The organism is Vibrio sp. 1557 (genome assembly GCF_033340175.1).
Classification (GTDB): domain Bacteria; phylum Pseudomonadota; class Gammaproteobacteria; order Enterobacterales; family Vibrionaceae; genus Vibrio; species Vibrio alginolyticus.
Genome location: NZ_JAWOVZ010000020.1, coordinates 1 through 21,891 on the forward strand (window position 1 = coordinate 1; position 21,891 = coordinate 21,891).

Genomic DNA, 21,891 nt, shown 5'->3' on the forward strand with positions numbered 1-21,891 from the left:
TGGGTGTTTTTTATTCTAAAAGGCGAGTTTTCACTACTATTCTACCTCCATACACCCTGTAATCGCCCTGAATAAGGAAAAAAGATGAGCTCAATGAGAAGCTACAAAGGTATAAAGCCTGAACTTGGTGAGCGTGTTTACGTTGACCCAACCTCTGTTTTAGTCGGTGATATCCGAATTGGCGATGATTCTAGCATTTGGCCATTGGTAGCAGCGCGAGGCGATGTAAACCACATTCACATTGGTGATCGAACGAATATTCAAGATGGCAGTGTTTTGCATGTCACCCATAAGAACGCTGAAAACCCAAACGGCTACCCATTGATTATTGGTAATGACGTTACGATTGGCCACAAAGTGATGCTGCACGGTTGTCAGATCCACGATCGTGTTTTGGTTGGTATGGGAGCTATTGTTTTAGATGCTGTTGTAATTGAGTCAGAGGTGATGATCGGAGCAGGCAGTTTAGTGCCACCTGGGAAAGTATTAGAAAGTGGCTACTTATATGTTGGAAGCCCAGCAAAACAAGCTCGCCCTCTATCAGAAAAAGAACGAGCTTTCTTGCAAAAGTCTGCCAACAACTATGTGCAAAACAAAAACGACTACTTAAATGAAGTAAAAGACTTGAACTAAAGCCCTGTTAACCGATGATGATATGGCCTTCTTCGTTGAAGGCTTCATCTTCTATTAGCTCTTCAGCCATTTCTTCTAGGTCGAATCGGTAATCAGTAAACACTTTAATTGCCGCTTGCTCAGTTTCAATCAGTGAACCACTGAGCTTTTCTAACTTTTGTTTCGTCACAAAGCACTCTATTAGTGCGCCTGATTGTTGCGCCGAAAAGTTTACCGATTGTGATACTTCATCCCATGATTGAATATCTGGGAATAAGATGGATTGATTCATCGCTTATTGACCTTCAAGGTTCTTTCTTAGTTCTCTGAGAATTTGTTTGGCACCAGGACGTAAGCCACGCCAGAGCATAAAGCTTTCCGCAGCCTGCCCAACTAACATTCCAAGACCATCATACGCATGAGCGGCGCCATTATCTTTTGCCCATAAGTTAAAGCTCGTCACCCCTTTGCCATAAATCATGTCATAGCTTGTACTGTTAGCGGCAAAGATGGAGGATGAAATAGTCGGCAGTTCACCACTTAGAGAAGCGGATGTGGAGTTAATGATGACATCATACTCTTCATCAATACTTGCCATCTCTTTGGCGAGGATAGGACCGTGAGAGACAAACAGCTCTGCGAGCTCTTGTGCTTTACTAAAGGTGCGGTTGGTAATGGTTAAAGAGGTCGGCTTTTGATCGAGTAGTGGCTTAATAACACCACGAGCTGCACCACCAGCGCCAATAATTAGGATTCGCGCGCCTTCCAATACAACCTGATGCTGAAGCAGATCTTGCACTAGACCTGCACCATCGGTGTTGTCACCAATGATTTCACCATCATCTAACTTCTTGAGAGTGTTCACTGCGCCCGCCAATTGAGCACGCTCAGTCAGACGGCTAGCAAATTGATAAGCGTCCTCTTTAAATGGCATGGTAATGTTGCACCCCTTACCACCTTCAGCAAAAAACACCTTAGCTGCGTCAATAAAGCCATCAACAGGTGCACTTTCTGCGGTGTACACCAAAGACTGATTGGTTTGACGGGCAAACAAGGTGTGAATGAATGGCGACTTACTGTGTCCGATAGGGTTACCAAACACGGCATAGCGATCAATTTGCTGGGTCATTTCCTTACCTTTGTTCCTTACTTAGATATAGAGAAAACAGGGCCACCTGATTACAGATGACCCTATCACTATCTATCTATATAGAAAAGGAGATTCCGTGCTTACCACTCTCGGGGCGTTAGGTATCGCTCGTAAAGTTCAGCTTCTGGCGATCCCGCTTCTGGCTCGTAGCAGTACTCCCAGCGAGCGAGCGGCGGCATTGACATCAGAATCGACTCAGTACGCCCACCACTTTGTAAACCAAATAAGGTGCCACGGTCATACACTAAGTTGAACTCTACGTAACGGCCGCGACGATATAGTTGGAATTCACGCTCACGCTCACCATACTCGATCTCTTTACGACGAGAAACGATCGGCAAATAAGCCTGGCAATAGCCTTCACCGACTGCTTTGATGTAAGCAAAACACTTATCAAATTCCCACTGGTTTAGATCATCAAAGAACAAACCGCCAACACCGCGAGTTTCATTACGATGTGGTAGGAAGAAATATTTGTCACACCATGCCTTATGCTCTTGGTAAACATCGTCACCAAATGGTGCACAAAGCTGTTTTGCAGTGTCGTGCCATGATTGGCAATCTTCTTCAAATGGGTAGAACGGCGTTAGGTCAAAACCACCACCAAACCACCAAATTGGGTCTTCGCCATCTTTTTCTGCAATAAAGAAGCGGACATTGGCGTGTGAAGTCGGTACGTAAGGGTTTTTAGGGTGAATAACCAAAGAAACACCCATCGCTTCAAAACGACGACCCGCTAGCTCTGGGCGATGCGCTGTCGCAGATGCTGGCATTTCTTTCCCTTCCACATGCGAGAAATTCACGCCTCCCTGCTCGAAAACAAGGCCATCACGCAAAACACGTGAGCGACCACCGCCACCCAGACGCTCTCCTTTTTCACGTTGCCATGCATCTTCGACAAAGACGGCCTTTCCATCTTCTTGTTCTAACTGCTGACAAATGGAATCCTGAAGTGACATCAAGAACTGCTTTACGGCGTGCTTATCGATCGCTGACATACGTTATTACCTATTACGTGAAACCTAATGATGGCTGGCTAGCAGGGTTAACCCTGTCTTAATATTTGTGAAGTTTTGGCGTCACGAATCTCGCTGGGTTTATCACGACCGCTGGTCTCGCCACGAAGAATGGCGACCAGCTTATCACCCAACTGCTCTTCGACTTCTTCCGTGGTCATACACGGTGGTAAGCCGGAAAGATTCGCGCTGGTAGAGGTTAACGGCTTTCCGAATGCATTACACATTTTTTGCACCAAAGGATGATCAGTCACACGAACCGCAATTGAATCAAACTGCCCTGAAACCCAGTTGGATACTTTATCGCTCGCTGGCATGATCCAAGTGTATGGGCCTGGCCAAGTGGCATGAACAGTCTGTAATTGTTCTTCAGTCAACTGAGATTCATCAATATAAGGCAAGAGCTGATCATAACTTGCCGCGATGAGAATCAGCCCTTTTTCTACCGGACGCTGCTTGAGCTCTAATAGCTTTTGAATTGCTTCTGGGTTATCTGGATCACATCCGACACCAAAAACCCCTTCTGTTGGATAGGCAATCACTTCGCCTTGCTTGAGTGCGTTGAGCACTTGTTCAAAGTTATCCACCGATTACTTCCTATTTGTTTGACTGTGTTGTTTTCACTAAGTGTACAAATATTCATTCTCAGACACTAAAGCAATTTTTTTATAAAATGTATCAATAGCGCCAACAACAAGACGCAAACGTTTGCTTGAGATAAAAATCCCCGTATAATGCGCACAAATTTATAGCTCACCTAATTTTTGCAGCTTAAAGGAGTTTGAGATGAAAGTCGGTATCATCATGGGTTCTAAATCCGATTGGCCAACCATGAAACTAGCAGCGGACATGCTAGACCAATTTGGCGTGCCTTACGAAACAAAAGTCGTGTCAGCACACCGAACTCCTCAATTACTGGCTGACTACGCCAGTGGCGCAAAAGAACGCGGCATCAAAGTTATCATCGCAGGCGCAGGTGGTGCAGCCCACCTACCAGGTATGGCGGCGGCGTTTACTAGTTTGCCAGTGCTTGGGGTTCCCGTTCAGTCTCGTGCACTGAAAGGTATGGATTCATTGCTTTCTATTGTACAGATGCCAAAGGGAATTGCGGTTGGTACATTGGCGATTGGCGAAGCGGGCGCAGCAAACGCCGGTATCCTAGCAGCGCAAATCCTAGGCACTCATGATGAAAACATCATGGCGAAGGTAGAAGCATTCCGTAATGAGCAAACGGAAACAGTTCTCGCAAATCCAAACCCTGCAGAGGATTAATCAGATGCATGTACTGGTTCTTGGTGCGGGTCAGTTGGCTCGTATGATGTCTCTGGCTGGTGCGCCACTGAATATTCAAATTTCAGCTTACGATGTCAGCAGCGGTGATGTCGTTCACCCTTTAACTCAACAGGTACTTGGCCATGGCTTGGAAAATGCGATTACGCAAGTTGATGTGATTACTGCCGAGTTCGAGCATATTCCACATGACGTGCTCAAAGTTTGCGAAGCGAGCGGCAAGTTCCTACCAAGTACGCAAGCCATCAAAGCAGGTGGTGATCGCCGTATTGAAAAAGCACTGCTTGATGATGCCGGCGTGCGCAACGCGAAATACTACGTCATTGAAACTCGTGAAGACTTTGAGCGCGCAATTGAACACGTTGGTATGCCAATGGTTCTGAAAAGTGCATTAGGTGGTTACGATGGTAAAGGCCAATGGCGCTTAAAAGAAGCTTCTCAAGTCGACGACATTTGGACTGAGATGGCAGAGTGCATCGCCGCAACACCAACTCAAGCGATTGTTGCTGAAGAGTTTGTTCCTTTTAACCGCGAAGTATCACTGGTTGGTGCTCGAAGCAAAGATGGCAGTGTGGAAGTGTATCCTCTGGCAGAGAACGTCCACACCAACGGTGTATTGAGTCTTTCTACTGCGATTGATGCGCCAGGGTTACAGGAACAAGCAAAGCAAATGTTCACGGCAGTCGCAGATAGCCTAGATTACGTTGGCGTATTAGCGCTTGAGTTCTTTGATGTCGATGGGGCACTTTTAGTGAATGAGATTGCTCCACGCGTGCACAACTCTGGTCACTGGACACAGCAAGGTGCAGAAACGTGTCAGTTTGAAAACCATCTGCGCGCAGTGTGCGGCTTACCATTAGGCAGTACGAAATTGGTTCGTGAAACCTCAATGATTAATATTCTTGGTGAAGACACACTACCAGAAGCATTGTTATTAATGGATGGTTGCCACCTTCATTGGTATGGCAAAGAGAAACGTGCAGGTCGCAAGATGGGACACATCAACGTGTGTGGCGACTACCCAGGAGAATTGCACCGTAGGTTGTGCGCTCTGGCAGACATCTTAGACCCAATAGCTTTCCCAGCCGTGCAAGCGTTCGCTAAACAGCCTCAACACTAACGTTTGGCAGCAAAAAAATAAAAAAAGGGTCGCACGATGCGACCCTTTTTAATTCCTTTGATGTATTTACCCTTGTTGGGTGTGCTGGCACTTACGGTTGGCACATTGCAATTTCACACCACTGGCGAGTTTCTTCTCCACCAACAAAGTAAAACCACATTCTTCGCATCGCCCCTTGACCGGAGCAAGGTTCACAGCAAATTTGCATTTAGGGTAGTTATCACACGCGTAGAATGTTTTGCCAAATCGGGTTTTACGCTCAACCAAATGTCCTTTGCCACATTCAGGGCAAGCGTGTAGCTCTTGTGACTGCGCCTCTGGCTCTGGTTGATTAATCGACTCAATATGATGACAAGCCGGGTAATGGCTACAACCAACGAACATACCGTAGCGCCCTTGGCGGAGAACCAACTCATTGCCACACTCAGGACAAGGCACACCCAACTCTTTCACGATGTGACCATCATTGCTGTGTAGCGGTTTAATGTAATCACAGCTTGGGTAATGGTTACAGCCGAGAAATGGGCCATGTTTTCCGTGCTTGAGAGTCAGCTCACCACCACATTTTGGACACGGCTCGTGCTCCAAAGCGTGTTCATGGGCAGAGAAAAGGGTGTTGTCGATTTTACTACTCATACTTACCGTTTCGTGAAAAACACACAAAAAGACAAGCTCGCGTTTATTCTGGCTAAACTCGAACTTGCCCAGATGGTTAGTGAAGAATCCCTTGTTCCTTGGTGTACAACAGCTCTTCCATTAGCGTGTAAGCGTTTTCGTTGCCAGGCACATTAAACAGCACCATCAGAATGATCCATTTGAGGTCTTCAAGCTCAAACTCACTCGTTTCTAATCCCATCACTCGGTCAATCACCATTTCGCGAGTTTCTGTGGTTAACACATTGATTTGCTCGAGAAACAATAGAAATCCTCGGCATTCCAAATCTAAACGCTGCATCTCTTTCGCTGTGTAGATACGAGTTGATGACGAAGCCATGCAAGTCGAGATTGCAGAAGAGGTGTCACTTTGCTGCAATGCGGCAAGCTCTTCTAACCAGACAAGGGCTTTGTAGATATCTTTTTGTTGGAAGCCTGCACGGAGCAATTCTTCTTCCAACTCGTCTTGTTCGACCTGTAACTCTGCATCGCTATGGATGTAGGTTTCGAATAGATACATCAGTATATCCATCATCATAGCTAGCCCCTCCCCTTTCGAATATAGCCACCTGAAACCGCAACGACATGCCCAGAGAGTTCTAACTCTAAGAGCTGCATCATGACTTCTTGGACAGGTATATTGGTCCTGTTTGCAAGAATATCAACCGGTGTAGCTTCACTTCCTACGTTAGCTAACAGCTGAGGAAATGGCAATTCTTCTTCTTCATTTAACGTAGAAAATAAATCGGTACTCTGATTAATAGACCAATCAAGCAAGGACTGTATTTCATCTAAGACATCTTTCGTCTTTTCTACGAGGCAAGCGCCATGACGTATCAACTGGTTTCCTCCGCAAGCATTGGGGGCATTGATTGACGCTGGCAGCGCAAATACTTCTCGACCTTGCTCAAGCGCGTAACGAGCTGTAATTAACGAGCCGCTCTTTTTCGCCGCCTCGACGACCAGTACACCAAGCGATAATCCACTAATAATACGATTACGACGCGGGAAGTTTTCTGGGCGCGGCTTGGCATTAGGCCGAAACTCAGACACCAAAGCCCCATGTTCAATAACACGTTGTGCTAAACCACGATGACGTGCCGGATAAATATTTGCTAAGCCAGATCCTAGCACCGCAATCGTCTTACCACCCGCTTGCAACGCACCATCATGCGCATGACCATCAATGCCTAAAGCGAGACCACTGGTGACAATAAAATCGTGCTGAACAAACTCTGCAGCGAACTGACGTGCATGCTGTAATCCATCAATACTCGCATTTCGGCTGCCAACCATCGCGATTTGTGGCAGAGAAAGACAAGCAGGGTTTCCTTGAACAAAAAGTAGAGGTGGCGGCGCAACGATTTGTTTGAGTTGAGGTGGATAACGCGGGTCAGTCAGTGTCAGGATATGATGATTTGTAGAAGCCTCAAGCCAACTTAAACAAGCATCGACTTCTTTATCTGTTGAAGCCCAAGCTTGAATTTGCTTAGTTGTTAACCCAAGTTGTTGTAGCTGTTCAGGAGAGAAGTTTACGATGTTACGTGGCGTGTCTCTTGCCAGTAGCTTATTCATTTTGACGCCGCCAATGCCTGGTAAACAACTCAGTTTTAACCAGGCATCGAGATCATCGTTATTTCGTCGATTCATCGATGGTTAATTCGTCCGCCAACGGTGACACCACCGAAATATCTTGGTTAATGGGTTTCGTACTGTTAGTGATCAGTGCCAAGCTAAAGTACTCATAAGGACGAATGACCAGCAACTCACCAACTTTGCTTTGAGGCAAAGTAATTTTCTTATCAAGCACGCCAAACTCTTTCTTGAACTCATCGCCGTCTTTGTAAACTGGGTGCGCGTCTTCTTTTAAATCAAACACACTGCCTTGCTTCAGATTGTCTGACGTGCCTTTATCAATCACCACGACTTGGTTAGTTGAACTAAAGCGAATACCTTCGATATTACCTAGCAACTTTGCAGAACTGCCTTGTGGCGACGGCAGCGGATAGAACGTAGTCGTGAAGTCAGTATTCTCAACCGATTGATTTGGCAACGCGATATCGTTACGTAGGATTTCTTGCATTTGCGATGTAAGCTTCAAACCTGAATAATCACTCGAAGCTTCAACGAGCTCGCCTTTGGCAATCAAACGCAGCGCGGTAATCTCTTCGGACACATCGTCACGCGAAAAGGTAGCTACTGGTCGGTAAATAGCCCAACCTGTCGCGGTCTGATTGCCATTGATATACAGCACATCTTCTGTAGTCAGATACTTACTGCCTTTGCTGCTACCCATCACTTTTGCAGCATTGTTCAACGAATCTTTATCTAGCAACCGATCCGATTTGAGGTAAGGCATCACCAAACCTTCCGCGACCGTTGGTACGGCTTTCTTTTCTGTGATGCGAGCTTTCGGGCTCAGCTTCTTAACCGGTTTTAGGCTCAACACGGGCTGACCGTTAATCCACACCAAAGACAGCTTGTCTCCGGGATAAATTAAATGAGGGTTATCGATTTCCGGGTTTACTTGCCATAAACGAGGCCACAACCACGGGCTATCCAAGTACATGGCCGAAATATCCCATAGCGTATCGCCCTTCACAACTACATATGTTTGTGGCGCATCATCTTTAACAGTCAGTGGGTTCGCATCCACATTTGCTACAGCGTTGAAAGTGAAAAGTAACGGCAACGTAACACTGGCAACGTTGCGGAAAATTCGATTCATGACCCTCGTCCTTGGTCTATTAAGCAGGAACCAGAATGGAAATTGGTGCAAGGATGCTGTCATTTAGGCTATAAAATGTCTAGAATTGAGCCAACAAGGTTTGTGCTGTTTCGGCACAGTTCAATATTTCGAGTGAATATGTCTGTATTACAAGTATTAACATTCCCGGATGATCGCCTGCGCACAGTCGCAAAGCCTGTTGAAGCGGTGACCCCTGAGATTCAAAAAATCGTCGATGACATGATTGAAACCATGTACGACGAAGAAGGTATTGGCCTTGCTGCAACGCAGGTTGATATCCACAAACGTATCGTAGTGATTGATATTTCAGAAACTCGCGATGAGCCGATGGTGCTAATCAACCCTGAGATTCTGGAAAAGCGTGGCGAAGATGGCATCGAAGAAGGCTGTCTGTCGGTACCAGGTGCGCGCGCACTTGTGCCTCGCGCTGCAGAAGTTACCGTTAAAGCACTGGATCGTGATGGCAAAGAGTTCACCTTTGAAGCCGACGACCTGCTAGCGATTTGTGTTCAACACGAGCTTGATCACCTACAAGGTAAGCTGTTCGTGGATTACCTATCACCACTGAAACGCAAACGCATTCAGGACAAGCTAGCAAAAATCAAACGCTTTAACGAGAAGCAGCAAAACGCTTAATCTCGAACCATACCAATTAGAAGGAAGTCTACCTTGAGTCAGTCTTTACGAATTGTCTTTGCAGGTACTCCGGATTTCGCCGCCCGTCACTTGGCGGCGTTGTTGTCTTCGGAGCATGAAGTAATCGCGGTTTACACAAACCCAGATCGTCCAGCGGGTCGTGGCAAGAAATTGGCTGCGCCACCGGTAAAACAACTGGCGCTGGAACACAACATCCCGGTTTACCAACCTGAAAGCTTTAAGTCCGACGAAGCGAAACAAGAACTTGCCGATCTGAACGCCGATCTCATGGTTGTCGTGGCGTACGGTATGCTCCTGCCACAAGCGGTTCTTGATACACCTAAACTGGGTTGTATCAACGTACATGGTTCTATCCTACCTCGTTGGCGTGGTGCGGCTCCAATCCAACGCTCTATTTGGGCGGGCGATGCAGAAACTGGCGTGACCATCATGCAGATGGACATCGGTCTCGACACTGGTGATATGCTGAAGATTGCAACTCTGCCAATCGAAGCGACAGATACCAGCGCTTCAATGTACGAAAAATTGGCTGAGCTTGGTCCAGAAGCCCTGATTGACTGCCTAGTAGACATTGCTGCGGGTAAAGCAGTGCCAGTGAAGCAAGACGATGAGCTAGCGAACTATGCGAAAAAGCTCAGCAAAGAAGAAGCACGCATCAACTGGAACGACGATGCGGCGCACATTGAGCGCTGCGTTCGTGCATTTAACCCATGGCCAATGAGCCACTTTGAGGCGGCAGAAAACAGCATCAAAGTATGGCAAAGCCGTGTGGCAGAGCAAACCAGTGACAAGCCAGCCGGCACCATCGTACAAGCAGATAAAACTGGTATTTATGTTGCGACAGGCAACGGCGTACTGGTGCTAGAGCAACTGCAAGTTCCTGGCAAAAAAGCCATGTCAGTTCAGGATATTCTGAATTCGCGTGCGGCTTGGTTTGAAGTTGGCACTCTGCTGGTTTAAGCCATACTAGGGGTTATTATCCCCGATTATACGAACTTTTAGAGGGCAGAGATGCCCTCCTTTACTTTAAGGTACTCATCATGAATGTTCGCGCTGCGGCTGCTAACGTCCTGTATCTTGTCGTCGACAAGGGCCACTCACTTTCAAGCGCTCTTCCAGCGGCTCAACAAACGGTACGACCTCGTGACCACGCTCTGTTACAAGAGATCTGTTACGGTGCGCTACGTTACCTCCCTCGCCTAGAAATGATCGCAAACCAGTTGATGGATAAGCCCCTCAAAGGCAAACAACGTGTATTCCATCACCTAATTCTGGTTGGTATTTACCAACTGAGCTTCATGCGCATTCCTGCGCACGCAGCAGTTGGTGAAACGGTTGAAGGCACTAAAGAGCTGAAAGGTCCTCGTCTGCGTGGTTTGATTAACGCTGTATTGCGTAACTACCAGCGCAACCAAGAAGAACTCGACCAAATGGCCGTCAGCAACAACGCTGGCAAGTACGGTCACCCAAGCTGGTTACTAAAACTGCTGCAAGAGGCCTACCCACAGCAATGGGAAAGCATTGTTGAAGCGAACAACCAAAAAGCACCAATGTGGCTGCGTGTGAACCATCAACACCACACTCGTGATGAATACCTTGCGCTGCTCAAAAATGAAAACATTGATAGCACGCCACACACAGAAGCAATGGACGCCATAAAATTGGCCGCACCATGTGATGTGATGAAGCTACCTGGTTTTGAAAAAGGTTGGGTTTCGGTCCAAGATGCGGCGGCGCAGCTCTCGATCAACTACCTAAAACCACAAGACGGCGAACTGATTTTAGATTGCTGTGCAGCGCCAGGTGGCAAGACGGCGCACATTCTAGAGCGCACGTCAGGCAGTGAAGTGGTCGCGATTGACTGCGACGACACACGCTTGAAACGTGTGCATGAAAACCTGAAGCGTCTCAACCTTCAGGCAAAAGTGGTTTGCGGTGATGCGCGTAATCCACAAGAATGGTGGCAAGGCGAGCAATTTGATCGCATTTTGCTGGATGCCCCATGTTCTGCGACTGGCGTGATTCGTCGTCACCCAGACATCAAATGGCTACGTCGTGCAGACGACATCGCCGCATTAGCAGAGCTGCAAAGTGAAATTTTTGATGCCATGTGGACGCAACTGAAGCCCGGCGGCACCATGGTTTACGCGACTTGTTCAATCACACCGCAAGAAAACGTGGAGCAAGTAAAAGCGTTTTTAGCACGTACCGCGGATGCGCAACTGCTGGATTCTGATCCCGACCAGCCTGGTCGTCAAATTCTACCAGGCGAAGAAGATATGGATGGTTTCTACTACGCAGTGCTAACTAAAACACACGCGTAACAGCATGCTAAATAGGGCGATTGAAGCGATTTCAATCGCCTTTTTCAGATACGAGAAAAGAGTATGAAGATCATTATTCTTGGTGCAGGTCAGGTTGGCGGCACACTGGCAGAAAACCTAGTGGGTGAAAACAACGACATCACCATCGTCGACAATAATGCCGACCGACTGCGTGAATTGCAGGACAAATACGACCTACGTGTGGTCAATGGCCATGCGAGCCATCCAGACGTGCTACACGAAGCTGGCGCGCAAGACGCCGATATGCTCGTCGCAGTAACCAACACTGATGAAACCAACATGGCCGCCTGTCAGGTCGCGTTCACTCTATTCAATACCCCAAACCGCGTTGCGCGTATTCGCTCTCCAGAATACTTGGCAGAAAAAGAAGCCCTGTTTAAATCTGGCGCCATTCCTGTTGATCACCTTATCGCACCAGAAGAACTCGTCACGAGCTACATCGAACGTCTGATCCAATACCCAGGCGCGCTGCAAGTGGTGAGCTTTGCTGAACAGAAAGTCAGCCTAGTGGCGGTGAAAGCCTACTATGGTGGCCCGCTGGTGGGTAATGCGTTGTCTGCTTTGCGTGAGCACATGCCGCACATTGATACCCGTGTGGCGGCGATTTTCCGTCAAGGCCGTCCGATTCGCCCACAAGGTACCACCATCATTGAAGCCGACGATGAAGTGTTCTTCGTTGCAGCAAGTAATCATATTCGCTCAGTGATGAGTGAGCTTCAGCGCCTAGAAAAACCGTACCGCCGCATCATGATTGTTGGCGGGGGTAACATCGGCGCAAGCTTGGCAAAACGCCTAGAGCAAACTTACAGCGTGAAGCTGATTGAGCGTAACTACCAGCGTGCAGAAAAGCTCTCTGAGCAACTAGAAAACACCATCGTGTTCTGCGGTGATGCGGCAGACCAAGAGCTTCTCTCGGAAGAGAACATCGACCAAGTCGACGTCTTCATCGCGCTGACCAACGAAGATGAAACCAACATCATGTCTGCAATGTTGGCAAAACGCATGGGCGCTAAAAAAGTGATGGTGCTGATCCAACGTGGCGCTTATGTAGACCTGGTACAAGGCGGCGTAATTGATGTAGCAATCTCACCTCAGCAAGCCACTATTTCAGCCTTGCTAACGCACGTTCGTCGCGCTGATATCGTAAACGTGTCCTCACTTCGCCGCGGCGCTGCGGAAGCGATTGAAGCCGTCGCTCACGGTGATGAAAGTACATCTAAAGTGGTTGGACGTGCGATTGGAGATATAAAGCTTCCACCTGGGACCACCATTGGTGCTATCGTTCGTGGCGAAGAAGTTCTTATTGCCCACGACCGTACGGTCATCGAACAGGATGACCATGTGGTGATGTTCCTGGTCAACAAAAAATACGTATCAGACGTCGAAGCGCTATTCCAGCCGAGTCCATTCTTCCTCTAGGATTTTCCTATGGTCAACTTACGTCCCGTACTGTTTGTTATCGGGCTAGTTTTATCCAAACTGGCCCTGTTTATGTACGTGCCGACTTTGGTCGCTTTCTTTACCGGTACGGGGGGATTCCTCGATTTCGCCCAAGCCGTTGTGATCACGCACCTTGCCGCCTTCATCTGCCTAACGATAGGTCGAACCGCCAAGTTCAAACTCAGCGTACGCGATATGTTCCTCATCACCAGTTTGGTTTGGACCATCGCGAGTGCGTTTGCCGCCTTGCCATTTGTGTTTATCAACCACATCAGCTTCACCGACGCCTACTTCGAAACGATGTCGGGTATCACCACGACGGGCTCAACGGTGCTCAGTGGCCTAGACAACATGGCGCCGAGCATATTGCTGTGGCGCTCTATTTTACAATGGCTTGGTGGCATTGGTTTTATCGTGATGGCGGTAGCAGTGTTACCTATGCTGAATGTCGGTGGTATGAAGCTATTCCAAACCGAATCATCAGATTGGTCGGATAAAAGTAGTCCAAGAGCGAAAACGGTCGCCAAAAACATCGTAGCGGTTTATTTGATGCTAACGGGCCTATGTATTTTGGGCTACTTGATCACCGGCATGAACCTGTTCGAAGCAATCAACCATGCCTTTACTACGCTATCGACGGGTGGATACTCTACATCTGATGGGTCAATGAACCACTTCTCTAATGGCGCACATTGGGTGGCCACTACCTTTATGTTCTTAGGTGGTTTGCCGTTTTTGCTCTTTATCGCCGCATTACGTAAACGCCGTATTGATGTGTTGGTTAACGACGCTCAAGTTAGAGGATTTGCGTACCTGTTCGTATTCTCAAGCTTAGTGATTTCAGCTTGGCTAGTGATTCGAGATGGGTACACCATTTTGGATGCCCTGCGAGTGTCGATGTTTAATATTGTCTCTGTCGTCACCACAACTGGCTTTGGCTTAGAAGACTTCACCGCATGGGGCGCATTACCCACAACTCTTTTCGCATTCTTAATGATGGCGGGAGCATGCTCAGGATCAACGTCTGGCGGGATCAAAATCTTCCGCTTCCAAATTGCGATGACGCTGCTAAACAAACAAATGATGAAGTTGATTCACCCTTCAGGGGTGTTTGTACAGCGTTATAACCAGCGACCGGTGAATGATGATATTGTTCGCTCAGTGGTGGCATTTGGCTTGATGTTTTTTATCACCATTATCTTTATCGCGGGTTGTTTAAGTGCACTTGGCCTCGACCCTGTGACCAGTATTTCTGGCTCAATCACCGCCGTTGCCAATGTTGGCCCTGGTATGGGCAGTGTGATTGGCCCGACAGGCAACTTCGCGCCTCTGCCCGATACTGCCAAATGGCTCTTAAGCTTTGGGATGTTAATGGGCCGCTTGGAAATTCTGACTATTCTTGTACTGTTCTTTCCTGCGTTTTGGCGCCGCTAAGCAGACTCTAATTAAAAGGTATAACAATGAAAACATGGATTACTCTGGCGACCCTACTTGCCGCCTCATCCACATACGCCGCCGAGGTCATCACTTTAGCCGATGGTCGAGAAGTGAAGTTGAACGATGACTTTACCTGGGAATACGTCATGAAAAAAACGGCGCAGCAAGCGACGGAGACACAAACAACAGCAAGCGTAGTTGAAACAATCGCAGCTCCTGCGATTGCGACAATCCCAGTGATAACGAAAACCGTTGGCACGACCGTGGTGGTAAACGCCAAAAAGCCAACCATGCAGCTATCAGATTCAGGTGTGGATGTATTGATTGGTTCAGCAAGCTATCAAAGCGGTGAGCTTGTTTTACCTACATCAATCACTAACCAAAGCTCTCAATCTGTCATTCAAGTGGAAGTTGAGGTGCAAGTGTTTGATATGTCTGGTCAGCAACTGGCAAAAGAAAACGTGACGGTTTGGCAATCCATCAAGCGCATGGCGGATACCTACCTGCGACCTCAGCAAGCGGAGCAAGGTAAGAGCATAAAACTGGCTGTACCGCAATCACAGCAATACCAGTTTTCTGCCAAAGTGCTAGAGGTAAAAACTCGCTAATACGTGTTTAATATTCTTTGTTGAGCCTATCGGCTAGATAGGCTCAACAAAGTAATAAATAGCAAAGAAATGGCACACGCAGCCAGCCAAAACAAAGCCGTGCCAAATCGCATGGTTAAAGGGAATGCGCTTCGCAACGTAGAAAATCACGCCCAGTGAATACACAATTCCACCAGCGGCAAGCAGTGTAAGTCCGCCGACATCCAAGTTGATCGCCAACTGATAAATCACAATCAACGATAACCATCCCATCACCAAATACGTCATCAAAGAAAGCTTTTTAAATCGATAGACGAACGCAACTTTCATGATGATGCCGATCAACGCAATGCTCCAAATAACGATCATCAACCCAAATGCTAGAGGTGTTCTTAAGCTGACTAACAAGAAAGGGGTATAGCTGCCTGCTATCAAAAGATAAATAGCACAGTGGTCGAAGGTTTTTAGCCAACGTTTCGCTTTGGGATGAGGGATCGCATGATAGAGCGTCGAGGCCAAAAATAGCACGATAATACTCGCACCATAAATCGCCATACTGGTAAGCGTTAAAGTGTCAGCTTGATGGTCTATGGCTTTAACTAACAGCAGTATCAAGCCAACAATACCAAAAATCATCCCTATACCGTGGGTGATGGTATTGGCCAGTTCTTCACGTTGACTGTATTGAGGTTTCTGCAGCTCGGACATCAATGCGCCTATACTAGAGTTTGAAATTTGCTCTAGTATGGCACATTAGGCTTACACGTGTAAGCTTAAATTAAGACTCATGAACGGCAGTAGTTTGATCGAGATAATTGAGTACCAGTTCGCCAACTTGATCTGGCTTAGTCGTGGCAGGAATGGTCAGCTCTCGCTTGAGTTTGCCACTACTCAGTAAGCTCGCGAGCATGCCACCTTGCCCCTTGCGTGTGCGGTCAACTTCAAACCACAACTTGAGCTCTTGCTCACTGCGGTGGGCAACAAATTCTAATTCGCGCCACACGCCGTGGTAAGGTCCGTCGGTTGGCACCAGTTCAAACTCTTGCACAAATGGTAGATCGAATCCTTTCACTTCCTCGCATTCCACCTGGCGAATTCGTAAACCTTGCGCTTCAAATGCAGATAGTACCGCATCCATCAGTGGATCAGGTCGAACGGTGAGGATGTATTTATCAGTCGGATCCAAAGCAGCGGCAACGTCTAAGCCGGTTTCTAACCATACTTTGGCATCACCAATGGTGATAGGCGTGTTCCAAGGCACATCGAGCTTAACATCGAAGGTACGCTCTTCGCCGGAATGGATGGTAAATGCGTAAGGGAGACTCCACTTAGCAAGCACATGAGTTTGAGGTACTCGGCGCATGCTGTGTCCTTCTCGCGCACCACGGTCATCAGGGGCTTCTGCGATGTAGCGGCAACAGAGTTTTAAATCAATGTTGTCGATCGCTTGTTCAGTCGCACCACCATATACATGGATAGACACATCCACACTTTGACCTGGGTATAGCACGTCTTGGTTTAAGATTGAGTCGACCTTCGCGCTCCCAATCCCAAAACTGGCAAGTGTCTTCTTCAAAAATGACATAGGCACCTCCTTCATCGAGATCTCATACTACTACTGCTGATCGTGGGATCAAACAAAAATTGCCTCGAACATCGCGACAAAATGACAAAATCTAAACAATTCAATTGCTCAACTATCGACCAATTATTACAAGGATGCTAATCTTACACTTGATATGCATGCATATCGGTATTCCTGACTCATTAACTGGATTGGCGAGAGCCAGAAGAGTGATTCTTCAATCTTGTTGGAGCCTAGCTCATAATGATTCAGGCCATTACATCGGCAATGGATATGCCTGACAGTTAGGTAAATTAATGCGCCCAACAACAGTCAGGTTCGCACACACTAATACTAGTGCAATGCGCCGCCGCAGTGGCTTTACTACTGCACCAAAGGCAAAGCAAGTTGCGCCAGCAATGACATTGGTTGAGAAGACAGCAATGATGTCGAGTGTTCCGGCCAAAGTTATCAAAGCAGCTTAATCAAAAGCGCGGCGCCAGCTGCGCTTTTTTCTTTGCGCGCTATTCATAAAACTTCAAAGACATAAAACAAACTACAGAGAAAGAGATAGTTTTTCCTATTTGGTCTTAGCAAAGCAATTTGGTACCTTTACTGCTAATTACACCTATAAATTCTGTGGAGAAAGAAATGAAGTGTCATCGCATTGAAGAGCTGCTTGAGCTACTAGAGCCTGAATGGCATAAAGAGCAAGAGCTGAACCTATTGCAGTTCATCGTTAAGCTGGCAAAAGAAGCAGGCTATGAAGGAAAGCTAGAAGATCTGACCGACGATGTACTGATCTACCACCTTAAAATGCGTAATAGCAGCAAAGATGAAATGATCCCTGGACTCAAAAAAGACCAAGAGGACGATTTTAAAACGGCGATCCTACGCGCTCGTGGCATCATCAAATAACCAGCTCAACAGCCAGTATTCTTTAAGCGACTCTCTCTGTGAGTCGCTTTTTTATAACCAAAGTTTTTAGTCCCACAATTGGTTATAACTGTTCAGCCAATTATCAGGTTAACTGTACTGATTTTTGTTGTTAAACATTGACTGCGTTAAAGAAACGGAATTGTTATTGATTGTATAATCGCCGTTCATCAGTATTTACTAAAATAATTATGTTCGGTCATCTTTATGACGGAACGAGCAGCAATGTCATCGAGCGACATCAATAGAAATGACGCCGTACATTATAAAAGCCTAAGAAGGATGAGTGCATGAGTCAGGACAAGATCGATATCAAAGATGTGACTCCTAAAACCTATAATCCCAAAACCCACAAAGGAAACGGGGATCGGTTTAACCCAAGTAATCGCATCTATGTACGCGAAAGTAAAGGAACTTACCAGAAACTACGTCGTTACGGTGGTTGGTTCTTACTACTTCTCTTCGCTTTGATACCGTGGATTCCTTACGGTGAACGTCAAGCGATCTTGCTCGATATTGGCAACCAGCAGTTCAACTTTTTCGGTACCACCCTGTACCCACAAGATCTTACCCTACTCGCCTTGCTGTTTGTGATCGCGGCGTTTGGGTTGTTCTTTATTACCACCTTCTTAGGTCGGGTTTGGTGTGGCTATCTCTGCCCACAAACCGTCTGGACCTTCATGTATATCTGGTTTGAAGAGAAGCTCGAAGGTAGTGCCAATAAACGCCGTAAACAAGACTCCAATAAGCTGACGGCGAATTTAGCGATGCGTAAAACCGTCAAACATATAGCTTGGTTTGCCATTGCACTCGCCACTGGTTTTACTTTTGTTGGCTACTTCGTACCAATGAAGCAATTGGTTATCGACTTTTTCACCTTTAACGCCAACTTCTGGCCCGTCTTTTGGGTAATGTTCTTTGCCATTTGTACTTATGGTAATGCTGGTTGGATGCGTTCCATCATGTGTATTCACATGTGTCCTTACGCGCGCTTCCAGTCTGCCATGTTTGATAAAGACACCTTCATCGTTGGCTACGATGCAAAACGTGGGGAAAAACGTGGCCCACGTCCGCGCAAAGCCGATCCAAAGCAACTTGGTTTGGGTGATTGTATTGATTGTGACTTGTGTGTGCAGGTGTGCCCAACAGGTATCGATATTCGTGACGGCTTGCAGTATGAATGTATCAACTGTGGCGCCTGTATTGATGCGTGTGACAACACCATGGATCGCATGGGCTACGAGAAGGGCCTAATTAGTTACACCACCGAGCACCGCTTATCGGGTAAGAGTACCAAAGTCATGCGTCCGAAGCTGCTGGGCTATGGAGCTGTGCTACTGGTCATGGTCGGTCTTTTCTTTGCCCAAATTGCAGCGGTAGACCCAGCCGGTATGAGTGTTATTCGCGACCGTAACCAACTGTTCCGCGTTAATAGCTCGGGCGAAGTAGAAAACACCTACACCCTCAAGGTGATCAACAAAACTCAGCAAGTGCAAGAGTACTCGTTGGATGTTGAAGGGCTATCCGATGTAAGCTGGTATGGTAAGCAGACAATTCAGGTCCAGCCAGGTGAGGTATTGAACCTGCCAATGAGTCTTGGTGCCGATCCTGACAAGCTAAACTCTGCGATTACGACAATTCAGTTTATACTCACCGATAAGAGCAACGAATTCACCATTGAAGTGGAAAGCCGATTTATCAAGAAGCTATAACTTCGATGACTAATGGAAAAAGGCTCAGTAATGAGCCTTTTTGTTTATATGTCCCAAAGTATGTTTAACTTTGACGCCCTTACCCCAGACTTTATGTGGTACGCGTTAGAAAGCATCGGCGTTCGCGCAGAATCAGGCTTTCTTCCCCTCAATAGCTACGAAAACCGTGTTTATCAATTTACTGACGAAGAGCGTCGTCGTTATGTCGTCAAGTTTTACCGTCCTGAACGTTGGAGCAATGAACAGATCCAAGAGGAGCACAACTTTACTTTAGAGCTGATTGGCAATGAGATCCCCATCGCACCACCTGTGCGCATCAACGGTGAAACCCTGCATCACTATCAAGGCTATGCTTTTGCGCTGTTTGATAGCGTGGGTGGTCGCCAATACGAGGTTGACAATTTAGATCAGCTCGAAGGTGTAGGGCGTTTCCTTGGCCGAATCCATAAAGTCGGCAGCCGCCAAGCCTTCCAACATCGCCCTACGATCGGCTTACAAGAATACCTGTATCAACCAAGAGAGATTCTGCAAAACGCCAATATGATTCCAATGCACTTGGAGAACAGCTTCTTCAATGACTTGGATATGCTGATCAAATCAATTGAAAGCCACTGGCAAGAAGGCTTCAATATCATTCGTTTGCATGGCGATTGCCACCCAGGCAATATTTTGTGGCGAGATGGCCCTATGTTTGTTGATTTGGATGACGCTCGTAACGGCCCTGCAGTACAAGACTTATGGATGCTATTGAACGGTGAACGCCAAGACAAACTGATGCAGTTGGATATTGTTTTAGAGGCTTACCAAGAGTTTTGCGACTTTAATCCTGCAGAATTGAAACTAATCGAGCCACTTCGCGGTCTACGAATGGTGCACTATATGGCATGGCTAGCAAAACGTTGGCATGACCCTGCATTTCCTCTCGCTTTTCCATGGTTTAATGAGCCAAAATACTGGGAAGGTCAGGTCCTTGCATTTAAAGAGCAGATCGCCGCTTTAGAAGAAGCACCGCTGTCTTTAATGCCTCAATGGTAAGTCAGGCCAAAAATTCAAAAATGGAGATATTTCGATGAAAAAACTGTTCGCACTGTTTTCTATGCTGATGTTAAGCCTGTCGGCACATGCAGCGCAATTCAAAGAAGGTGAACATTACAAATTATTGGATCTTGAGGCATCAAAAAAACCTCTTGTGACGGAGTTTTTCTCTTTCTACTGCCCGCACTGTAATAGCTTTGAACCGGTTATCCAGCAACTGAAAAAGCAGTTGCCAGAAGGTACTAAGCTATTAAAAAACCACGTTTCTTTCATGGGTGGCAACATGGGCCCATCAATGAGCAAAGCCTACGCAACGATGGTTGCACTAAAAGTGGAAGACAAAATGGTGCCAGTGATGTTTAACCGCATCCACAATCTAAAGAAAGCACCACGTAATGATGAAGAACTTCGTCAAATCTTCCTTGATGAAGGTGTAGATGCGAAAAAATTCGATTCTGCATTCAAAGGCTTCGCGGTTGATTCAATGGTTCGCCGTATGGACAAGCAATTTGAAAACAGCGGTCTAACCGGCGTTCCTGCGGTTATCGTTAACAACAAATACCTAGTTCAAGCACAAAGCATCAAAACGATGGATGAGTACTTCTCTCTGGTGAACTACTTGCTGACACTAAAATAAGCACATCGATATCAATCAAAAGGGGAGCACGTCGCTCCCCTTTTGTTTACTTGTAAATCTCTTGTAGTAACCGATCTTTTTCTTGCCACACATCACTCAGCCATTGCTGAAATTGCCGCTTATAGGGCTTATCGTTGAAGTAATCACCGAGCACTCGTTCATCAACGGGTAACACATTCACACGCACAACCACCTTGCCCATTCGACCCATCAATAAATCCTTGAACGGTTTATGCGTATTTTTTGGGTACGCCAACGTCACGTCGATAATGCTCTCGAACTGTTCCCCCATCGCCGCTAACGTGTACGCAATCCCGCCCGATTTTGGTTGCAGCAAATATTGATAGTTTGCTTTACTCTTACGCTGCTTTTCTTCGGTAAATCGGGTTCCTTCGACATAGTTAACCACTGTGGTTGGAGTGTGTTTGAATTTAGCGCACGAGCGACGTGTCGTCTCTAAATCTTGACCTCGCTTATGAGGGTTGCGGATCAGATACTCTCGCGAATAGCGACGCATAAATGGCATGTCGAGCGCCCAACACGCCATCCCGATGAAAGGCACATACAGCAGTTGTTGCTTGAGAAAAAACTTCGGCATGGGAATACGGTCTTTAAACACGCAGCAAAGCACAACAATATCTGTCCAACTGAGATGGTTACTGATCAGCAGATACCACCCGTCTTTTTTAAGCGCTTCACCGCCCTGAACATCCCACTCAACACGGTTAGATACCGCCAGAATGCACGCATTAACGGTAGCCCATAACCACATCACCTTATTGGCACAAGCGGTCGCTATCGCTTTTAGCTTTACGCCAGGAAGCAATATTTTAAATACAGCGATAACACAAATTGCGAGTGAACAAACCGCAGAATTGAGAATCACAAAAGAAGCGTTAAAAAAAAATAACAAATATGCCAACATGATAGTCAAACAACAGTAATAATGT

General features: G+C 46.8%; 25 protein-coding genes. 14 read left to right on the forward strand and 11 right to left on the reverse strand.

Features of this window, described 5'->3' with window-relative positions:
• Positions 1–84: 84 nt before the first annotated feature.
• Positions 85–633 carry a gamma carbonic anhydrase family protein gene (locus R7070_RS18930; protein WP_213915377.1) on the forward strand — a complete coding sequence of 183 codons (549 nt, stop codon included), beginning with the start codon at positions 85–87 and terminating at the stop codon, positions 631–633.
• Between the two features lie 7 nt (positions 634–640).
• Here the strand turns inward: R7070_RS18930 and R7070_RS18935 are convergent, their stop codons facing one another.
• The 4 genes from R7070_RS18935 to R7070_RS18950 all read right to left on the reverse strand — a co-directional run bounded on the left by R7070_RS18935 (position 641) and on the right by R7070_RS18950 (position 3,365).
• The gene (locus R7070_RS18935; RefSeq protein WP_005379090.1) at positions 641–904 is read right to left on the reverse strand and encodes a DUF1488 domain-containing protein; all 264 of its coding nucleotides are present in this window, start codon (positions 902–904) and stop codon (positions 641–643) included.
• A gap of 3 nt (positions 905–907) precedes the next feature.
• Positions 908–1,741, reverse strand: coding sequence for a shikimate dehydrogenase (gene aroE, locus R7070_RS18940; protein WP_033906569.1), 834 nt, complete (start codon positions 1,739–1,741; stop codon positions 908–910).
• Positions 1,742–1,842: 101 nt separating this feature from the next.
• Positions 1,843–2,760, reverse strand: coding sequence for an oxygen-dependent coproporphyrinogen oxidase (hemF, locus tag R7070_RS18945; RefSeq protein ID WP_047104448.1), 918 nt, complete (start codon positions 2,758–2,760; stop codon positions 1,843–1,845).
• Between the two features lie 47 nt (positions 2,761–2,807).
• Entirely contained in the window at positions 2,808–3,365 is a 558-nt protein-coding gene (locus R7070_RS18950; RefSeq protein ID WP_005379084.1) for an L-threonylcarbamoyladenylate synthase, read from the reverse strand.
• 199 nt (positions 3,366–3,564) lie between these two features.
• On the opposite strand from R7070_RS18950, the gene purE reads away from it, so the two are divergent.
• Complete coding sequence (gene purE / locus R7070_RS18955) at positions 3,565–4,050, forward strand: 5-(carboxyamino)imidazole ribonucleotide mutase (protein WP_005379082.1); 486 nt, start codon at positions 3,565–3,567, stop codon at positions 4,048–4,050.
• 4 nt (positions 4,051–4,054) lie between these two features.
• Positions 4,055–5,188 (forward strand): 5-(carboxyamino)imidazole ribonucleotide synthase, encoded by a 1,134-nt coding sequence (locus R7070_RS18960; RefSeq protein ID WP_054579450.1) that lies wholly within the window; start codon positions 4,055–4,057, stop codon positions 5,186–5,188.
• Between the two features lie 66 nt (positions 5,189–5,254).
• Here R7070_RS18960 and R7070_RS18965 read toward each other — a convergent pair whose 3' ends face one another.
• The 4 genes from R7070_RS18965 to R7070_RS18980 form a co-directional block, all read right to left on the reverse strand.
• Complete coding sequence (locus R7070_RS18965) at positions 5,255–5,824, reverse strand: type I DNA topoisomerase (RefSeq protein WP_256900645.1); 570 nt, start codon at positions 5,822–5,824, stop codon at positions 5,255–5,257.
• A gap of 76 nt (positions 5,825–5,900) precedes the next feature.
• Positions 5,901–6,380, reverse strand: a complete 480-nt coding sequence (locus R7070_RS18970) for a DUF494 family protein (protein ID WP_005379074.1) — start codon at positions 6,378–6,380, stop codon at positions 5,901–5,903.
• Between the two features lie 2 nt (positions 6,381–6,382).
• A complete protein-coding gene (gene dprA / locus R7070_RS18975) occupies positions 6,383–7,492 on the reverse strand; it encodes a DNA-processing protein DprA (RefSeq protein ID WP_248487139.1) in 1,110 nt (369 codons plus the stop codon).
• Entirely contained in the window at positions 7,476–8,570 is a 1,095-nt protein-coding gene (locus R7070_RS18980; protein ID WP_053350675.1) for a LysM peptidoglycan-binding domain-containing protein, read from the reverse strand. Before R7070_RS18980 ends, dprA begins: the two co-directional genes overlap by 17 nt.
• 138 nt (positions 8,571–8,708) lie before the next feature.
• Here R7070_RS18980 and def point away from each other — a divergent pair, with 138 nt between their 5' ends.
• From def to R7070_RS19010, 6 genes are all read left to right on the forward strand, one after another.
• Positions 8,709–9,227: a peptide deformylase gene (def, locus tag R7070_RS18985; protein WP_005379068.1), complete on the forward strand. Its 519-nt coding sequence runs from the start codon at positions 8,709–8,711 to the stop codon at positions 9,225–9,227.
• A 33-nt stretch (positions 9,228–9,260) separates the two neighbouring features.
• Entirely contained in the window at positions 9,261–10,208 is a 948-nt protein-coding gene (fmt, locus tag R7070_RS18990) for a methionyl-tRNA formyltransferase (RefSeq protein WP_005379066.1), read from the forward strand.
• Positions 10,209–10,288: 80 nt separating this feature from the next.
• On the forward strand, positions 10,289–11,572 hold the full coding sequence (rsmB, locus tag R7070_RS18995; RefSeq protein WP_025628789.1) for a 16S rRNA (cytosine(967)-C(5))-methyltransferase RsmB: 1,284 nt from the start codon (positions 10,289–10,291) through the stop codon (positions 11,570–11,572).
• 63 nt (positions 11,573–11,635) lie between these two features.
• The gene (trkA, locus tag R7070_RS19000) at positions 11,636–13,012 is read left to right on the forward strand and encodes a Trk system potassium transporter TrkA (protein ID WP_005379062.1); all 1,377 of its coding nucleotides are present in this window, start codon (positions 11,636–11,638) and stop codon (positions 13,010–13,012) included.
• A 9-nt stretch (positions 13,013–13,021) separates the two neighbouring features.
• Positions 13,022–14,467, forward strand: coding sequence for a TrkH family potassium uptake protein (locus tag R7070_RS19005; protein WP_017821575.1), 1,446 nt, complete (start codon positions 13,022–13,024; stop codon positions 14,465–14,467).
• Between the two features lie 26 nt (positions 14,468–14,493).
• Positions 14,494–15,078 carry a DUF3157 family protein gene (locus R7070_RS19010; RefSeq protein ID WP_017821574.1) on the forward strand — a complete coding sequence of 195 codons (585 nt, stop codon included), beginning with the start codon at positions 14,494–14,496 and terminating at the stop codon, positions 15,076–15,078.
• Between the two features lie 33 nt (positions 15,079–15,111).
• On the opposite strand, the gene trhA is transcribed toward R7070_RS19010, so the two are convergent.
• Together trhA and R7070_RS19020 are read right to left on the reverse strand one after the other, a co-directional pair.
• Positions 15,112–15,765: a PAQR family membrane homeostasis protein TrhA gene (gene trhA, locus R7070_RS19015; RefSeq protein WP_005379047.1), complete on the reverse strand. Its 654-nt coding sequence runs from the start codon at positions 15,763–15,765 to the stop codon at positions 15,112–15,114.
• A 70-nt stretch (positions 15,766–15,835) separates the two neighbouring features.
• Complete coding sequence (locus R7070_RS19020) at positions 15,836–16,642, reverse strand: sporulation protein (protein WP_165935395.1); 807 nt, start codon at positions 16,640–16,642, stop codon at positions 15,836–15,838.
• 296 nt (positions 16,643–16,938) lie between these two features.
• Between R7070_RS19020 and R7070_RS19025 the strand changes: the two genes are divergently transcribed.
• From R7070_RS19025 to R7070_RS19045, 5 genes are all read left to right on the forward strand, one after another.
• A complete protein-coding gene (locus R7070_RS19025; protein ID WP_005379043.1) occupies positions 16,939–17,106 on the forward strand; it encodes a hypothetical protein in 168 nt (55 codons plus the stop codon).
• Positions 17,107–17,272: 166 nt separating this feature from the next.
• On the forward strand, positions 17,273–17,539 hold the full coding sequence (locus tag R7070_RS19030) for a YihD family protein (protein WP_033906580.1): 267 nt from the start codon (positions 17,273–17,275) through the stop codon (positions 17,537–17,539).
• 308 nt (positions 17,540–17,847) lie between these two features.
• The gene (gene ccoG / locus R7070_RS19035) at positions 17,848–19,269 is read left to right on the forward strand and encodes a cytochrome c oxidase accessory protein CcoG (protein WP_033906581.1); all 1,422 of its coding nucleotides are present in this window, start codon (positions 17,848–17,850) and stop codon (positions 19,267–19,269) included.
• A gap of 48 nt (positions 19,270–19,317) precedes the next feature.
• Positions 19,318–20,304, forward strand: a complete 987-nt coding sequence (locus R7070_RS19040; protein WP_172563652.1) for a serine/threonine protein kinase — start codon at positions 19,318–19,320, stop codon at positions 20,302–20,304.
• Positions 20,305–20,338: 34 nt separating this feature from the next.
• Positions 20,339–20,941: a thiol:disulfide interchange protein DsbA/DsbL gene (locus R7070_RS19045; protein ID WP_136976927.1), complete on the forward strand. Its 603-nt coding sequence runs from the start codon at positions 20,339–20,341 to the stop codon at positions 20,939–20,941.
• 46 nt (positions 20,942–20,987) lie between these two features.
• Here R7070_RS19045 and R7070_RS19050 read toward each other — a convergent pair whose 3' ends face one another.
• Positions 20,988–21,866: an acyltransferase gene (locus tag R7070_RS19050; RefSeq protein WP_206959992.1), complete on the reverse strand. Its 879-nt coding sequence runs from the start codon at positions 21,864–21,866 to the stop codon at positions 20,988–20,990.
• Positions 21,867–21,891 lie beyond the last annotated feature (25 nt).

What these genes read in the sequence shown, in the direction of transcription:
- R7070_RS18930 (WP_213915377.1), top strand. Translation starts at nt 85, where the DNA reads ATGAGCTCAATGAGAAGCTACAAAGGTATAAAGCCTGAACTTGGTGAG.
- R7070_RS18935 (WP_005379090.1), bottom strand. Translation starts at nt 904, where the DNA reads ATGAATCAATCCATCTTATTCCCAGATATTCAATCATGGGATGAAGTA.
- aroE (WP_033906569.1), bottom strand. Translation starts at nt 1,741, where the DNA reads ATGACCCAGCAAATTGATCGCTATGCCGTGTTTGGTAACCCTATCGGA.
- hemF (WP_047104448.1), bottom strand. Translation starts at nt 2,760, where the DNA reads ATGTCAGCGATCGATAAGCACGCCGTAAAGCAGTTCTTGATGTCACTT.
- purE (WP_005379082.1), top strand. Translation starts at nt 3,565, where the DNA reads ATGAAAGTCGGTATCATCATGGGTTCTAAATCCGATTGGCCAACCATG.
- R7070_RS18960 (WP_054579450.1), top strand. Translation starts at nt 4,055, where the DNA reads ATGCATGTACTGGTTCTTGGTGCGGGTCAGTTGGCTCGTATGATGTCT.
- R7070_RS18965 (WP_256900645.1), bottom strand. Translation starts at nt 5,824, where the DNA reads ATGAGTAGTAAAATCGACAACACCCTTTTCTCTGCCCATGAACACGCT.
- R7070_RS18970 (WP_005379074.1), bottom strand. Translation starts at nt 6,380, where the DNA reads ATGATGATGGATATACTGATGTATCTATTCGAAACCTACATCCATAGC.
- dprA (WP_248487139.1), bottom strand. Translation starts at nt 7,492, where the DNA reads ATGAATCGACGAAATAACGATGATCTCGATGCCTGGTTAAAACTGAGT.
- R7070_RS18980 (WP_053350675.1), bottom strand. Translation starts at nt 8,570, where the DNA reads ATGAATCGAATTTTCCGCAACGTTGCCAGTGTTACGTTGCCGTTACTT.
- def (WP_005379068.1), top strand. Translation starts at nt 8,709, where the DNA reads ATGTCTGTATTACAAGTATTAACATTCCCGGATGATCGCCTGCGCACA.
- rsmB (WP_025628789.1), top strand. Translation starts at nt 10,289, where the DNA reads ATGAATGTTCGCGCTGCGGCTGCTAACGTCCTGTATCTTGTCGTCGAC.
- trkA (WP_005379062.1), top strand. Translation starts at nt 11,636, where the DNA reads ATGAAGATCATTATTCTTGGTGCAGGTCAGGTTGGCGGCACACTGGCA.
- R7070_RS19005 (WP_017821575.1), top strand. Translation starts at nt 13,022, where the DNA reads ATGGTCAACTTACGTCCCGTACTGTTTGTTATCGGGCTAGTTTTATCC.
- R7070_RS19010 (WP_017821574.1), top strand. Translation starts at nt 14,494, where the DNA reads ATGAAAACATGGATTACTCTGGCGACCCTACTTGCCGCCTCATCCACA.
- trhA (WP_005379047.1), bottom strand. Translation starts at nt 15,765, where the DNA reads ATGTCCGAGCTGCAGAAACCTCAATACAGTCAACGTGAAGAACTGGCC.
- R7070_RS19020 (WP_165935395.1), bottom strand. Translation starts at nt 16,642, where the DNA reads ATGTCATTTTTGAAGAAGACACTTGCCAGTTTTGGGATTGGGAGCGCG.
- R7070_RS19025 (WP_005379043.1), top strand. Translation starts at nt 16,939, where the DNA reads ATGCGCCCAACAACAGTCAGGTTCGCACACACTAATACTAGTGCAATG.
- R7070_RS19030 (WP_033906580.1), top strand. Translation starts at nt 17,273, where the DNA reads ATGAAGTGTCATCGCATTGAAGAGCTGCTTGAGCTACTAGAGCCTGAA.
- ccoG (WP_033906581.1), top strand. Translation starts at nt 17,848, where the DNA reads ATGAGTCAGGACAAGATCGATATCAAAGATGTGACTCCTAAAACCTAT.
- R7070_RS19040 (WP_172563652.1), top strand. Translation starts at nt 19,318, where the DNA reads ATGTCCCAAAGTATGTTTAACTTTGACGCCCTTACCCCAGACTTTATG.
- R7070_RS19045 (WP_136976927.1), top strand. Translation starts at nt 20,339, where the DNA reads ATGAAAAAACTGTTCGCACTGTTTTCTATGCTGATGTTAAGCCTGTCG.
- R7070_RS19050 (WP_206959992.1), bottom strand. Translation starts at nt 21,866, where the DNA reads ATGTTGGCATATTTGTTATTTTTTTTTAACGCTTCTTTTGTGATTCTC.